The organism is Chryseobacterium sp. CP-77 (assembly GCF_036362765.1).
In the GTDB taxonomy this organism is placed as follows: Bacteria; Bacteroidota; Bacteroidia; order Flavobacteriales; family Weeksellaceae; genus Chryseobacterium; species Chryseobacterium cupriresistens.
Genome location: NZ_CP143637.1, coordinates 3902453 through 3917743, shown reverse-complemented (window position 1 = coordinate 3917743; position 15291 = coordinate 3902453). Strand labels below are relative to the sequence as shown.

9 protein-coding genes are annotated in these 15291 nt (G+C 35.5%); 6 read left to right on the top strand and 3 right to left on the bottom strand.

All coding sequences use genetic code 11. From position 1 onward, the window contains the following. Positions 1-36: 36 nt before the first annotated feature. The gene (locus V0410_RS17425; protein ID WP_330745057.1) at positions 37-360 is read right to left on the bottom strand and encodes a DUF6660 family protein; all 324 of its coding nucleotides are present in this window, start codon (positions 358-360) and stop codon (positions 37-39) included. Positions 361-707: 347 nt separating this feature from the next. Between V0410_RS17425 and V0410_RS17420 the strand changes: the two genes are divergently transcribed. The 6 genes from V0410_RS17420 (at position 708) to V0410_RS17395 (ending at position 10653) form a co-directional block, all read left to right on the top strand. Then, complete coding sequence (locus V0410_RS17420; protein WP_330745056.1) at positions 708-1514, top strand: class I SAM-dependent methyltransferase; 807 nt, start codon at positions 708-710, stop codon at positions 1512-1514. 188 nt (positions 1515-1702) lie between these two features. Further along, positions 1703-2536, top strand: coding sequence for a cell wall anchor protein (locus tag V0410_RS17415; RefSeq protein WP_330745055.1), 834 nt, complete (start codon positions 1703-1705; stop codon positions 2534-2536). Between the two features lie 6 nt (positions 2537-2542). Further along, positions 2543-3010 carry a hypothetical protein gene (locus V0410_RS17410; RefSeq protein ID WP_330745054.1) on the top strand — a complete coding sequence of 156 codons (468 nt, stop codon included), beginning with the start codon at positions 2543-2545 and terminating at the stop codon, positions 3008-3010. A gap of 6 nt (positions 3011-3016) precedes the next feature. Next, the gene (locus V0410_RS17405) at positions 3017-9721 is read left to right on the top strand and encodes an RHS repeat-associated core domain-containing protein (protein WP_330745053.1); all 6705 of its coding nucleotides are present in this window, start codon (positions 3017-3019) and stop codon (positions 9719-9721) included. Positions 9722-9750: 29 nt separating this feature from the next. Continuing rightward, positions 9751-10179, top strand: coding sequence for a hypothetical protein (locus V0410_RS17400; protein WP_330745052.1), 429 nt, complete (start codon positions 9751-9753; stop codon positions 10177-10179). Between the two features lie 12 nt (positions 10180-10191). Then, the gene (locus tag V0410_RS17395) at positions 10192-10653 is read left to right on the top strand and encodes a hypothetical protein (RefSeq protein ID WP_330745051.1); all 462 of its coding nucleotides are present in this window, start codon (positions 10192-10194) and stop codon (positions 10651-10653) included. Positions 10654-10774: 121 nt separating this feature from the next. Here the strand turns inward: V0410_RS17395 and V0410_RS17390 are convergent, their stop codons facing one another. Together V0410_RS17390 and V0410_RS17385 are read right to left on the bottom strand one after the other, a co-directional pair. After that, positions 10775-12268, bottom strand: coding sequence for a RagB/SusD family nutrient uptake outer membrane protein (locus tag V0410_RS17390; protein WP_330745050.1), 1494 nt, complete (start codon positions 12266-12268; stop codon positions 10775-10777). Between the two features lie 18 nt (positions 12269-12286). Beyond that, positions 12287-15220: a SusC/RagA family TonB-linked outer membrane protein gene (locus tag V0410_RS17385; protein ID WP_330745049.1), complete on the bottom strand. Its 2934-nt coding sequence runs from the start codon at positions 15218-15220 to the stop codon at positions 12287-12289. Between the last annotated feature and the right edge of the window lie 71 nt (positions 15221-15291).

The following is a 15291-nucleotide window of genomic DNA, read 5'->3' as shown; positions in this document are numbered from 1 at the left end:
ATCAGAAAGCAAAAGCTTTCTAAAAGTCAATAAAAATTAAATTTTAGGAGGCTGCCAGATAGGGTCGTAAACCTGGTAAGCAAAGTCGTTTTTGTGGAACAGGATCTTCTTTGAAAAGTAAGCAGGAATCTGCTCGGGAATTTCCAATAAGGGATCCATTTTAAATGCTGAAACTGTTATCTGACAACAGCTGCATGCACACAGCGGAGAACAGATATCTCCTTTCTCTGTAGAATGAACGCCATGAATGCTTAATGAGATCTTATTCTCTACCGAATTCTGTGGATGAGACACATCAGCACATGGCATCAATGATAGCGCCATGAAATAAATTGCCAGTATCCATCTTAAGAGGTTCATGGTACAAAGGTAGAAATTTTTTGTAAAGGTGAAGCTTTTCTTTATATAACTGGATTATAAAAATATAGTTTTAGATCCAGTTTATTTGATCGAATGAATTTTTAGCTTAAAAAAAACTTATATACTTAAAAAAGAAGTATAAACGATAGAGGATTTATTTCAAATTGTAATTCAGACAGATACACAAATTGCAAACACACTAATCTCGTTTAAAAAAAACTACAAAACGCTTATATTTTTGTACATCATCAGCCTGTTTCAGAAACTTTTAGAGAGATATTCGTAATTACGAAAAGGTACTTTGAATCCATATAAAATATAAATAGTTTTGGCATAGAAAACACAAAATGAAAATAAAAAGTAAGTTATCCAAGTATTTAAGAAAACTAAAATTACTCCGTTTCGCTGACCAAATCAGGTTTTATTATACCTGGTTAAAAATGTATAAAAAAAATAAGAAATTCAGGTCAATTCATCCAAATACTAAGCTCCCTAAAGATTATCTAATGTATGAATCTTTCTTATTAGATTATGACAGCTATTATAATGGAGGGAAAGTAACAGCAGAATGGATTATAGGTTTAATTAGAAATCACAAAGAGATTAAACATAAAAAAATTTTAGATTGGGGATGTGGTCCGGGGAGAGTAATTAGACATATGCCCACTCTTTTGGAAGAGACTAACCAATTTTTTGCAACAGATTATAATGAAGAGTCAATAGATTGGTGTTCAAAAAGTATAGATCATATTGATTTTAAAACAAATCACCTATCTCCACCATTACACTATGAAAATGATTTTTTTGATATAATTTATGGGATTTCAATTTTTACTCATTTATCTGAAAAAATGCATACTGAGTGGATTAATGAACTTAGAAGAGTTTTAAAAAAAGACGGGATCTTAATTGTAAGTCTGCAGGGAAACAATTTTAAGTCAAAGCTTACGTCCTCTGAGTTAAAAGAATTTACTAATGGAAAACTTGTAGTACGGGGCAATACGAAAGAAGGACATAGAATGTATTCTGCTTTCCATCCGGAAACATTTGTAAAATACTTATTTAAAGATTTTACTATACTGAACCATATTGTTTATTCTGATGATCTAGCTAACAGTAATATATCTCAAGATGTGTGGATAATAAAAAAATGATCTACAATATGATTTGTATTTACTGTTTAATCATTCACATGGAGATACAAATAGATATAGAATGAGGACCTATAAGATCGATCTTTCATAGTATTATAAAATAATAGTAATGGCAGGGGTTCTGTTTTTTGATTTTTAGATATTCAATAGAAAAAATATTTATTTAAACATATAATAAAAAACACGATATGAAAACTCAATTATTTTCGATGGCATTCTTAGTGTCATCATTTACATTTGCACAAAGTTGGAGTACAACAGGAAATTCAGGAACTAACCCATCCAATAATTTTATTGGAACTACGGATAATCAACCTCTGATTTTTAAAACGAACAATACAAAAGTGATGAACATTCTTCCCAATGGTGTAGTAAAAGTAGGCATTAATGATCCGGGAGGAAGTGATGAAGCGTATTTCAGAATCTATAAGGAAGACAATCCGGCTTTTGAGATTGCTAATTCTTTGGGATCATTCCAGATCGGAAAATCAGGATGTAATGGCTGCTGGGGTGGGCAAATCGGAGATACAGTTCTAAGAAATAAAGGTACAAGCCACAATATCATTATCGCCCAACCTAATGATGGTAATGACGGTTCCACTTATTTTGGTATTCAGGATGCTTATAACGGAACATGGGTCAAGTTTTTCAACAATGCTATTGCCAGATTTGACGGTAAGATTAAGGCTAAAGAAGTTGAAGTAAAAACCAATGTATGGGCAGATTATGTTTTTAAAAAAGAATATCAGCTGAAATCTTTAGAGGATGTTGAAAAACATATTATTGAAAAAGGGCATTTGCCCAACATTCCCACTGCTCAGGAAGTACTGAAAAACGGAATTAACGTTGCTGAGATGAATTCTAAGCTGCTTGAGAAGATTGAAGAATTGACATTATACTCTATTGAACAAAATAAGCAATTAAAGTTTCAAGCAGAGGAAATTAAGATGTTAAAAAAACAGTCCGAAGAGCTTCAAGAACTAAAAACTCAGGTTCAGCAACTCTTATCAACACAAAAATAACCACCAATGAAAAGAAAATTACTCTCACTATCATCCCTGATGATAGGATTCTTCGGCTATTCCCAAACCGAAGTGTATTTCAAATATGATGAGGCCGGAAACCAGCGATACAGGGGAATCGACGCTGCTGGTAAACAAGCCGAAGGAATGGTTTCAAAAGAATCAAAGGTAGCAGCTGTTACCAGACAAGCTCCTGTTATTGATGAAAAAACATTCCTGAAACAAATACGCCTGTTCCCGGTTCCTGTTAATGACTATCTTACCATAGACTGGACAGAAGAAGTGGATGGGCTTATAGAATCCGTTTCATTGTATCAGCACAGTACAATTCACTGGAAATTCCAGCAACAGAATATCCCGGACTTAAACCGTCAGGTTAAAATCAATATGACAGGTTATGACTGGGGAGTATATGTTTTGCGCTTTACGCTAAAAGATGGCAGAATTTTCAGTAAAAACATCACCAAACGATAAATAACCATGAAACTTTACGATAAGAAAATACAAGTATTTTCATCATTCATACTGTCATTATGGGCAGTAATGGGCTTTTCACAAACCATACTGTATCAGGCAGAGAGTACTTCGAGAACGGTTCAGGATCCACAAACAGTGGTGCTGGCACCAGGATTTCGAGCGTCTTCCAGCTCATCAAATCCATTTATAGCTAAAATTGGTCCTGCTACGGAGAATCCGGGCGGTGGTCCTACCGATTCAAATGCGGGGGCAACTAATCCATCGGGAACGACAGCTCCGGATGGAAAGAGTTTTCATGATACCAAGGGTAATATTGAGGTTAACGGAGCCGGGCAATTACAATTTACTTTACCTATTGCTTTGCCTCCCGGGGTGAAAAGCGTAGCTCCACAAATTAATTTGATGTATACCAGCGGTTCTTCCAATGGAATAGCAGGATATGGCTGGAACATTTCAGGTGTTACCTCTATCTCCAGAGTTGGTAAAAATATTGAGAAGGATGGAGAAATAAAAGGAATACAATTGGATTATTCCGATTATTATAGCTTTAATGGTCAAAGATTAATTTTAAAATCAGGAGAATATGGTAAGGATGGCGCTGAATATGTGACGGAAAAATACTCTAACGTAAAAATTAAATCTGTTGGAAATAGTTTAAACATTTCAGGACCCAACTATTGGGAAGTGACTTTTGAAAATGGATCTCAAGCTAAATATGAAAAAACATTTTCATCAGGATTTATGGGAGATACAACCCCAGCATTGGAGTATAACATCACAAAATGGAAAGATCCTCAAGGGAACTTCATCACATACAGCTATGAATATACACCACTTGGTTCCGCGGGCATAAATGGTGGTGTGTCCAGAATATCCACTATAACATGGGGAGGAAATGAAACATTAAATAAACCTCATTATAACAGCATTGAATTTACTTATATAGACAGGGACTTGACCGAACAGTCATATGTACAGGGATTAAGATATGATCAAAATAAACTTTTGTCCGAAATTAAGGTAATTTCAAATGGTAGCCAATTTAAAAAATATGGAATTAATTATATTAAAAATGGAACAAATTATCAATCAGTTGATAAGATAACTGAGTATAATACAGACAACAGTGCAGCTAATCCGGTAGCTTTTACTTATCCAGCTCCTACCCAGCCTGTTTTAGAGTTTTCGAACAATAATGTAGATAGCTTTGAGAATGTAAAATTGTCAGGAGATTTTAATGGTGATTCCTATCTGGATTTTGTTATGAATAACGGAACAATAAAGCTTGGAGGATTAAATGACACCTATACTGATATTTCAACAGGTAAAACCTTTAATGCTGAAGCTAAAGTTATCAGCACGCTGTTAGATGAAGAAGGGGAGATTTATAATGGAAATGGGATTGTTCAATATGAAAGTGGTAAAGTAGTAGGTTATATATTCAGAAATAATGCTTTTGTAAAGATATTTGAAAAGGCCGTATATGATGAATCACAATGTACACAAAGTACAACTGATCCTTATCCTGCAGGCTGTCGAATGTTATCCCCTATATTTAACGAAGGTGATCTTAATGGAGATGGTATTTCAGATATATTTTTAACATTAAAGCAAGAACTTTGTCGTTGGATCCCGGATCCTAACTGTAGCGATAAAAGTGCTGATGGTACCGTTAGCCGTCCTCCCCCATGTACAATACTTGATTGTACTACTTATACAGTCGGAAATTTTATTATTGACTTAAAGAATGTAAATAATCCTGTCGTTACCTATACTGTTGATTCCGCAATCAATGAAAATTCATATTATAAACAACAATATCTGGATGTAGATGGAGACAGAAAAGTAGATATTATTGATGTTTCCAATACCGCCTATACTGTATTTGAGTTTGTAAAAACAGCTCCTAATCAGTATCTGAAGAAAATTAGATTCACAGGCAATTTAGTCGAAACAAAAGCACCTGAATTTCCTGTTTTATTTGGAGACTTTAACGGTGATGGAAACCTTGACTTTACGATCCCAACAACAGATAACAAAGAAAAAGATGACTGGAGGTTTTATATGGGAACTGGAAAAGGATTTTCCAATTTTCTAAAAACAGATTTCTTGAAATACAGAAAACCTAATGACTATCAAAATAGTAATTACCCTACTTTTAATATATACCAGCACGTATATGCAGTGTCAGACATCAATAAAGATGGGAAATCAGATATTGTCCATATCCTCCCTTTTAACAAGGCAGGGCAGGTAAATTCAAGCGGACTTATACTTAACCGATACTTTGGCTATACTATTGATGCTTATACTGCTAACGGGGCTACAACAAATGGCAGCCCTGATTTCTTTACCAGCTATACGTATGGAGGATATAATTATGTAACCAATGATGTAGGCAACTTTACTCTATTCTCTCCGATCACTTCACAGGTAAAGGTCAACAATAATTATTATGATGTTTTTTTATTCTGGAAAGAAAGGATGCACAAGCTTAAATCCACTTCTTCTGTTGGAAAGTTGTCCCGAGTGCAAACCATTACCCAGGGAGGGATTACAACATCAGCAGATTATTTAGAAATAATCCCGAATAATACTGTTAATCCTAATTTTTATCAAAAGGTTAAAAAAGAATATTATCCTTATTTTTCTTTAAACAGGGTTGACCAATCCTATGCTGTATCTCTGTTAAGACAAGAAGGAAGAAAGCAGGATTTTCGATACAGAGGGATGACCGGGCATATGCATGGAAAAGGGATGATGGGCTATTATCAATCTGCCCGCTCGTCATGGTATGCAGACGGTTTTGAAAATACTAAAATCTGGTCAGGAGTAGAAATGGATCCTCTTTTTGATGGGCTCCCGGTAAAAGAATGGAATATCTCGACCAACGATGAATCTAAAATATTTCCTTCTGATATTTCTGAAAACAACACCCAGTTATTAAGTTTTAAATCTACTGTTTACCAAACAGATAAGCTATTAAACGGGCAAATTGTAACGGGAGTAATTGCTGATACTGATAAATCAAAAGTTGTAACAGCTACTATTCCCACAAGTACTAAAACAAAGGATTTTCTAAATGGTACATTAACAAACACTTCTATCACTTATGGGGATTATTATCTTCCAAAGCAAAGTGTATTGAATGTTAATAACGGATATGCGATAACAAATTCTAATTTTGAATATATTCATAATTTCTCAGGAATTGGACCAGATTACTTTGTAGGTCGTCCTCAATCTAAAACCGATGTAGTACAAGCTTATGGTGATACAAAATCTGCCAAAGAAGAATATATTTATGAAAATAATCTTCTTAAAACCTTAAAAAAGTGGAACAGGGATACTACAGGCTACTTACTGGAAACCTACAAATACGATGGTTTTGGTAATATCACCGGAAAAACAATCAGCAATAGCGTAGATTCTCAAACTCAGACAGAAACAAGTCTGTATGAGCCTAAAGGAAGGTTTGTAGAGAAAAAGACTGATAATTTAGGATTAGTAACTATTATTGAATATAATGATTGGGGACAGATCAAAAAGCAAACCGATCCATTAGGTAATACACTTATCAATACGTATGATAGCTGGGGGAAGTTATTAACTTCCAAAACCAATTTAGGAGGAACAACTACCTATAAGTATGAAAGAGATAATAACGCTAATATAATTCTTACCCAATACGATCCTGATGGAAATATCTCTAAAAAATTTACCAATAGGTTGGGTCAGGATTATAAAACCTCTGCTAAAGCATTTGGACAGGGACAATTTGTTTGTAAAGAAATCCAATATGATATACTGGGAAGAAAAATTAGGGAATCCGAGCCTTATTTTGAAGGGCAAAGTGCTTCTGGATGGAATATCATTACTTATGATGATTCTGTTTTCCCTATCAGCAAGGCAACCGCTACAGCATTCAATGGTAAGCAGATGGAAACTACTGTCTCAGGCTTGACCACAATTGTAAAAGAACTTAACGGTTATGGAAGAACTACTTCCAGAACCACTGATGCTTTAGGAAATGTAGTTTCTTCAACGGACAAAGGAGGAACGATTATCTTCTCCTATAATGCAGCCGGAGAGCAAATCAAAGCACAGTATGCAGAAAATATTGTCACCACAAAATACGATTCCTGGGGAAGAAAATCAGAATTTAATGATCCTTCCAACGGATTGTATAAATATGAATATGACGGATTCGGGCAGCCGAAGAAGATTATAAGTCCGAAAGGAACAAAGGAATATACGTATAATAATCTGGGACAGTTGGTTGCTCAGACGGAAATTTCAAGTATAGACGGAGGACAGGCTACCAACAAAACAATTTCTTTTACTTATGATAATAAAGGAAGGTTAGTTTCAAAAGATGGAACATCTAAAGGAAAAGTTTACAGTTCAAATGTGTCTTATGATCAACAGGGAAGAGTACTATCATCCTCAGAAAGCAGCAACGGAAAATACTTTATCCAGAAAGGAATTACCTATGATGATAAAGGAAGGGTAATTTCTTATGAAAAGCAGCTCTATTCTTCCGGTGCTCTTACTAAAGTTCAGATTGAAAATATGTATAGCGCATGGAATGGAGAATTGTATCTGGTAAAAGATAAAAATTCAGGCAAAACCCTTTGGGAATTGACAGAAGCCAATGCCAAAGGTCAGGTATTGAAAGCAAAATTAGGTGCTGCTAATATTAATAATATATACGATGGTAATGGTTTCTTAGCCAATGTTAACCATTCTTCAACAGTAAAACCAAGTATCCTTCAACTTTCTTATTCATTCAATGCCATTAAAAATGAATTGAATAGTAGAACAACGGGAGGAGATTTCAATATTGTAGAATCTTTTGATTACGATGATAATAACCGTTTGGTAAATTGGACAAATCCGGTAACAGGAGTTAAACCATCTTCCAACCGAAATGTTTACGATATTAAGGGTAGAATCATGGAGAACGATCAGGTAGGAGCGATGAAGTATGAAAATTCTGCCAAGATTTACCAGCCAACCGGAATGACGTTGAATGCGGCAGGAACTCAGAATTATAACAATGACTTAATCCAAAGCATTGCTTATAACGAAAACAATGATCCAGTTTTTATTGATGGAATGAAAGGAGATGTTGCCTTCCAGTATGGACTTACGAATATGAGACAAAGAGTTACCTATGGTGGCGATTTTAGTAATGATGGAGATGGTAAGTTTACCAAATTTTACAGTGAAGACGGAAGCTATGAAATCGTAAAAGATAATACGACCGGAAAAGAAAAGCATATCATTTATATTGGGGGTACACCTTATGAATCAAATATTGTATATTTAAAGAACTTTACGGAGAGTAGCGGTACTTACAAATTCCTACATAAAGATTATATAGGAAGTATCTTAGCTATCACTGATGAAGCTGGAAATAAACTAGAACAAAGACATTTTGATGCATGGGGTAATTTCACCCATTTAAAAATCGGAAACGGATCCATCATTACAGACAAAAATGTCATCCTGAGCCTGTCGAAGGATCTCATTATAGATCGTGGGTATACTAGTCATGAGCATTTTGCAGAGATAGGAATTATCCATATGAACGGAAGGCTGTATGATCCACTATTAAGAAGATTCTTAAATGCTGATGAAAATATACAGGATCCATACAATACCCAGAATTACAATAAGTATGGGTATGTAATGAATAATCCATTGATGTTTAATGATCCGAGTGGTGAATTCTGGCAGATTTTTGCAATTCCTATTGTTAAAGCGTTACTTTTTGCTGTAGTCTCTTACACTGCTACTGTTTTGATTACTGGTGCGAAGTTTAATATTCTCAACTTATATTCTAGTATTGTAATGAGTTTGATAAGTGCGGGGATAACAACTGTTATAGGAGATGTCTTTTCTACTGCTACAGCAAGTATAGGAAATGAGGCTTTAAAAAGTCTCGTCCATGCGGGGGTACAGGGAACGCTGAGCTTTATGCAGGGAGGTAATTTCTTTACTGCGGCTGCCAGTGCATTTTTGTCAAGTGCTGTATCGTTTGGGTATGGACAAGCTGTTGGAGCTGCTGCGTACAGCGGTGTAAGCCAGGTTGCTTTGGGAATGCTTTCCGGTGGTGTGGGGTCTGCCCTTTCCGGAGGAAATTTCTGGGAAGGCGTGAAGATTGGTGCTATTGTCGCTATTTTTAATCATCTGGCTCACAGAGGCGACAATCTTTTCAAGGCTTCTAAATCAGATGGGGATGGAGATGGAGACTCTTCAATTATGAAGATAATGAAGGCGAATAGTCCTTTAGGAATCTTTGGAACTGATCCTGAATCTATAATGATTAATAAAGTTGGAATAAATTATGTTGCGGGAGTAAATAATATCAATGACACGTTTTATTTCTTAGATAATACAGGAGTGGGTAAGGCGAGCTTTAGAACAGTTAGAACCCTCTATATGAGTGTTACAATTAAGCACGCTGGAATACCAACTAATGCACAAAGAATCTTTGCTAAAGCCATTGATGCTGGATTAGATGCTCTATCATTGAAAGTTAAATTGCAAGAAGGTATATTTACTCAACAAGAAATGGATTTATTGTTAAAAAATACAATAGATTTAAATTTACGGTTTGAAAAAGGAACATCTAGTTTCCAAGCTCCTTTCAATACTATGAGAAAATTTATGCATTCTAATTGGAGAGGGTCTTGGTTTTAAAGAAAATAATAATTAAAAATAAATTAAGTATGGATATTTTTGATAATGTACATTCTTTGCTTGAAGAAAAAGAAATAAAAAATGAAATAAAGTATACTTTTCTTAAAAAAAATGTTATATATATTTCATTAAACAAGTTAGATAGAGTTCTTTTAAGTATTGACTTGGTTTTAAATATTTCTGACAAATACAGTCTTATAAATGATTTAATACATAGATTAGGCTCTCCAATACAAAATACAGAGAATACTTGGCATGAAGAAAAAGTACAAAATAGTAATTTTTCAGAGTCAAAAATTGAAAAAAAAGCTTTTACAAATATTAACAATACTGATATTGAATATATTATGAATTTAGACGTTATAAGATGGAATTATGAATCCATTATTATTACTGTTTCAAATTATCCTTTAGTAAGAGGAATAGGAGGACATAATTTTTATATTAATATAAGATAAAAATTTGCAATAATGGAATTAACACATGATATTTTGGGAAAAAAATTAGGGTCTTTAAATACTTATAGTAAAGGTCAAACATCTGAAAATAAATTACCTTTATCCTTTTTGGGAAAAGAAGTAAAAGTGTCTAACATTGGTATTAACAATGATACAATAAATTCAATGATTTTTTCCATAGATGATGCTAAAAAGCATTCAGATATCTTAAATAAATTATTAGAGTTGTATGGAAATCCGAAAGTTGCTTTTGAAGATGATCTATTTCCAAGTCATAACAATAATGATAAAGAAGGTACATTTAGCTCAGGTATAATATCCAGTAAAGACTTTAAGTTTGATAAAGCTAAATTAAATGAATACATTTATATCGTTTGGGACACCGAAAACTTTATGCTAAATTATTATAAACCTAATTCAACAATGAATGAAAGTTTGGATGTTAGAGTAGAAATGATAAATAAAGTTTTTTAGAAAATTTCTTATACACTAACTTTGTTTTTTTAGGCTGTCCAACAAGTTTGGGCAGTCTCTTTTAATAAAAGCCACCGCAAAAGCAGTGGCTAAAAAAATCAATCTAATTATGGACTATATCCTATAAATTCGGATTATTCTCAAATTCCCTTTGTGGAATACTGAATAAATAATAATTACTATTCGGTACAAAAGCAGATTTATCCGGGAAATCAAGAACAGAATGTCCTTTACCGTCTACGGTTTTCACAGTTCCGTCCGGTGTAGTTACCTGAACTTTTATCGGTTTTCCATCTGCATCTACAAATGGTTTTCTTACTACTGTGCCCTGTGTTCTGATAATATCTGAAAGAGAGAAACCTTCTCCAAACAATTCTTTTCTTCTTTCAATCAGAACTGCATCTACTACTGCATTCTGTGACAATGATCCAGAATAAATATTAGCATTTCTGGCAGATTTCAACTGGTTCAGTACGGTTACCGCCTGAGAAACATTTCCGCTTCTTGCTTCCGCTTCCGCTTCGATCAGGTACATTTCCGCAGCTCTCATATAAACAATATCTGCAATAAGGGTAGGTTTAAATTTAAACTTGGCATACCTCAGCAATCCTTCTCTTCCTTTCTGCCCGTCCCATGAAAATAATTGATATCTGATATCATTAGTATCAAAAAGGTCTTTAAAATAAGGATCTGCCATAAAGCTGTAATAATAACTTCCTGAGGAAGATACATCCAGATAATGGAAGGCATAACTTTCATCAGACTGTTCCTGGGTCTGTGCATGTCCCCAGATCCATTCTGCGTTGTTGATATCATTAAAGCCATCTTTATATTTCTCCGGAGCCATTAGAGAAAATCCTTCCCTTGCGATTTTTGCTGATGCTGAAGCTTTGCTCCATTCTCCTGTATTCAGGTAAGTTCTTGCTAAAAGTCCGTTTACCACAGAACGGTTGATCTTATCCTTATTATTTCTTGTATAATTTTTCAACAGGTTATCGGCGTCGGTAAGATCACTTTTAATCAAAGTATAAATTTCTTCAAGGCTTGCTCTCTTCTTCCCTACTGTGCTTGTTGTGGAAGGTTCTGTATAAATCGGGGCTGTCAACGCTGATTTGTCTTTAAGATAGCTGAACTGGTAAAAACTCGCCAGATTCAGGTAACAGAAAGCACGTAATGCCTTTGCCTGGCCTTTCACCTGATCCTTTTTCTCCTGGCTGCCTTCCGTTCCATCAATTCTTGTAATCACATTATTCATATTATTGATGGTGGAATACAACATAGTCCAGATAAACAGCGGACGGCTTGCTGTACTGTTCACCATTTCTGTAAAGGCATAGGTAGAAGCGAAACCATATTTATTCGTCAATACTGCTACATCACTTCCCATGGCATCACTGGCTCTCAACACAGTGGAATACCCGATATTGGCATAGGTTGTTCCATCATTATTAAATTTTGCCCAGGTACCGTTCACTACCGTCTCAGCACTTTCGGCTGTTTTGAAAACTTCTACACTACTGGCCTGATCAGTAGGAGCTGTATCCAGCTCGCTTTCGCAGCTTGCCAACGACAAAAATCCGATAAGAGCAAACGATATATATTTTAATTTTTTCATTGTTTCAATTTTAAAAGGTTAAAGCGTTGCCTGAAGTCCAAAAGTAATTGTTCTCATGGCAGGATATCTATAATACGTGGTTCCGTCCAAAGCCTGTTCAGGATCCATTCCTTTATGTTTATAGAATGTGAGAAGGTTTTCTGCCTGGATATAAATTCTGAATTTTTTCAATCCTATTTTCTCAAAATAATCTTCAGGGAGTGTATATCCTAAGCTTACATTTTTAAGTCTTGCATAAGTACCGGAATACAGGAATCTTGAAGACGTTGATGTCCAGTTATTCGTTGTTGTGCTCAATGCGGGAACATCTGTATATGGATTATCCGGTGTCCATCTGTTCAACATTTCGGTACTCCACGCACGTCCTCCCGCACTTCCGTTATGCATGATGGAAGTATAATCTGTATCTAAAATTTTACCCCCGATTTTGAATGTCAGTAATCCTGAAAAGTCAAAATTCTTATAGGTAATGCTTGTACTGATTCCTCCTGTCAGTTTAGGCAATGCAGAACCCTGTAATAGTTTTGTTGCTTTTGAATATTCTGAGGTTGTTCCTTCCACTGAGTTTCCGCTGGCATCAGTAGAAACTGTTTTCCACAATGGCTTTCCATTGCTTGGATCTACTCCAACCCATTCAGGAATAAAGAAATCGTACACAGAACCACCTACCGTTAACAGCTTGGTTCCTACCACAAGAGAACCGCCAGGTAATTTTGTGACTTTATTGTTTAAAGTACTTAAGTTCACATCTACATTCCACTGGAAATTATCATTCTTAACCGGTGTTGTAAATAATGAAAATTCAAATCCTGTATTCTGAATCGTTCCGATATTAGCAGGATAATCACTGATTCCCAATGATGGTGCCACTGGCATGTTAAACAGAAGATCCTGGCTTTTTCTTTTGAAGTATTCAATATTTCCTTTAACTCTGTTATTCAAAATAGCGAATTCCAATCCTACGTTTAAATTAAGGTTGGTTTCCCACTTTACATTATTGGTAGACGTTTTCTCCAATGTTGTTCCCGGTTCTCCACCAAGGCTGATAAACCTGTATAACTCCTGATACGCATAATAAAGCGGCTGTCCGTTGGGTCTAAGTAATTTATCATTCCCCTGACCTCCGTAACTGGCACGCAGTGTTAACTGATTGAAAACATTCAGGCTTTTAATAAATTCCTCGTTCGAAATTTTCCATGAACCTCCTACTGACCAGAATCTTCCCCACCTGTTATCTTTCGCAAATCTTGAAGAACTGTCTGCTCTTCCCGATGCAGATAAGAAGTAAGTATTATTGTAGTCATACTCTACTTTTCCAAGGAAACTCAATAAGCTTAATTTATTACTGTTTCCACTGAAACTTCCCAGCAGAGAAGCAGCATCCGGCTCATAGTAATAAGGCAGTGAAAACTGACTTCTCGTTCCTGAAATCGTCTGATAATCGTATTTGTAGAATTCATGTCCTGCTAATGCATTAACATGATGCTTTCCAAACTTTTTATCATACGTCAGAATATTGCTGGTTGTATAGGAAAGTGTTCTGGTATTGGTCTTCGTCACTGAACCTCCAATTTCCGCACCTTGCCCAAGTAATGGATTTGAATAATAATGTCCGTTATAATTCACCAGATCAACAGAGAAGCTTGTCTTGAATTTTAACTCCGGCAAGAAGGTGAATTCCATGAATCCTTTCCCTGAAAAGTTATCTTCTTTATTTTCGTTTTTATCTAAAGGCAAAGTTGCTGCAGCATTTTGGTTTTGAAGCGCATTCGTTGGCCTGTATTTTCCAAAATCATAAATTGGATTTCCGTCGGCATCTAAAACGTAAGTTCCGTCAGCATTTCTTTCATAATAAGGATAGAATGAAGGAATAAACCTTGCGGCATTGATGATATTGCTCACTTTTGAATCCGAAGAAGTAGGCGCCTGCTGAATACTGTTCGTATAGCTTAAGTTGACTCCAACATTCAGCCATTTTTTAACTTCGGAATTAATTTTAAGCCTGGTATTATATCTCTTAAAACCAGACTCAATGGCCATGCCTTTGTCATCCAGATAACCAAGGGAAAAGAAGTAATTACTTTTCTCACTTCCTCCGCTGATATCAAGATCCACCTGGTTTCTTGAGGCCACTCTCTGTAAAATATCTCTCCAGTCATCATTCCAGAGTGGTGAAGCACCAGGCAATAGTTTTCCATCTGTTCCTACAGGTTTTGGATAAACAGTTCCATATGGATTAATTCCAAGAGTAGAAACAAGATTATCTGTTGCCATCTGAGCAGCCTGCTGAGAAGAAACTTTACCGGACTGATATCCGTTTCTCAACGCTTCCCAATATAATTGAAAGTACTGATCTGTGTTTACCTGTTCATAATCTTTGACAGCTCTTCCTGAGAATCCCTGGCTGATATTAAAATTAACTTTTGCTTCTCCTTTTTTTCCTGATTTTGTAGTGATGATGATAATTCCGTTTGCCCCTCTTGAACCATACAAAGCACTTGCTGTAGCGTCTTTCAAAACACTGATGGATTCAATATCACTTGGGCTGATAGAGTTAATATTTCCGTCAAAAGGAATTCCATCCACTACATATAAAGGATCACTGGAAGCACTGATGGAACCAATTCCTCTGATTCTGATAGTAGAAACCGCACCCGGCTGCCCTGAGGCACTGGTAGTCTGAATCCCTGCAACCTGCCCTTCCAATGCTTTGGTAATATTGGTGACAGGTCTGTTATTGATTTTATCACTGGAAATGGTGGCTACAGAACCGGTATAGCTGTTTCTTTTTGCTTTTCCGTAAGCTACCACAACTACTTCATCAAGCTCCTTTTCATGAAGACTATCTTTTTTCAGTCTGGAATTCTGTGCATTTACACTGGTGACTCCCAGAAAGAAAGCAGCAACCGGAGGAATCCATACTTGGGCACTAAATAATTTTTTACTAATCATAATCAATTTTATTTACCATATATTAAAATTTTGCCCTTTGCAGAAAAGTCAGCAAAGGGCATCGATAAATA

Bases quoted from the DNA above. Each gene is read 5' to 3' on its own strand.
- V0410_RS17425 (WP_330745057.1), bottom strand. From the start codon at position 360: ATGAACCTCTTAAGATGGATACTGGCAATTTATTTCATGGCGCTATCA.
- V0410_RS17420 (WP_330745056.1), top strand. From the start codon at position 708: ATGAAAATAAAAAGTAAGTTATCCAAGTATTTAAGAAAACTAAAATTA.
- V0410_RS17415 (WP_330745055.1), top strand. From the start codon at position 1,703: ATGAAAACTCAATTATTTTCGATGGCATTCTTAGTGTCATCATTTACA.
- V0410_RS17410 (WP_330745054.1), top strand. From the start codon at position 2,543: ATGAAAAGAAAATTACTCTCACTATCATCCCTGATGATAGGATTCTTC.
- V0410_RS17405 (WP_330745053.1), top strand. From the start codon at position 3,017: ATGAAACTTTACGATAAGAAAATACAAGTATTTTCATCATTCATACTG.
- V0410_RS17400 (WP_330745052.1), top strand. From the start codon at position 9,751: ATGGATATTTTTGATAATGTACATTCTTTGCTTGAAGAAAAAGAAATA.
- V0410_RS17395 (WP_330745051.1), top strand. From the start codon at position 10,192: ATGGAATTAACACATGATATTTTGGGAAAAAAATTAGGGTCTTTAAAT.
- V0410_RS17390 (WP_330745050.1), bottom strand. From the start codon at position 12,268: ATGAAAAAATTAAAATATATATCGTTTGCTCTTATCGGATTTTTGTCG.
- V0410_RS17385 (WP_330745049.1), bottom strand. From the start codon at position 15,220: ATGATTAGTAAAAAATTATTTAGTGCCCAAGTATGGATTCCTCCGGTT.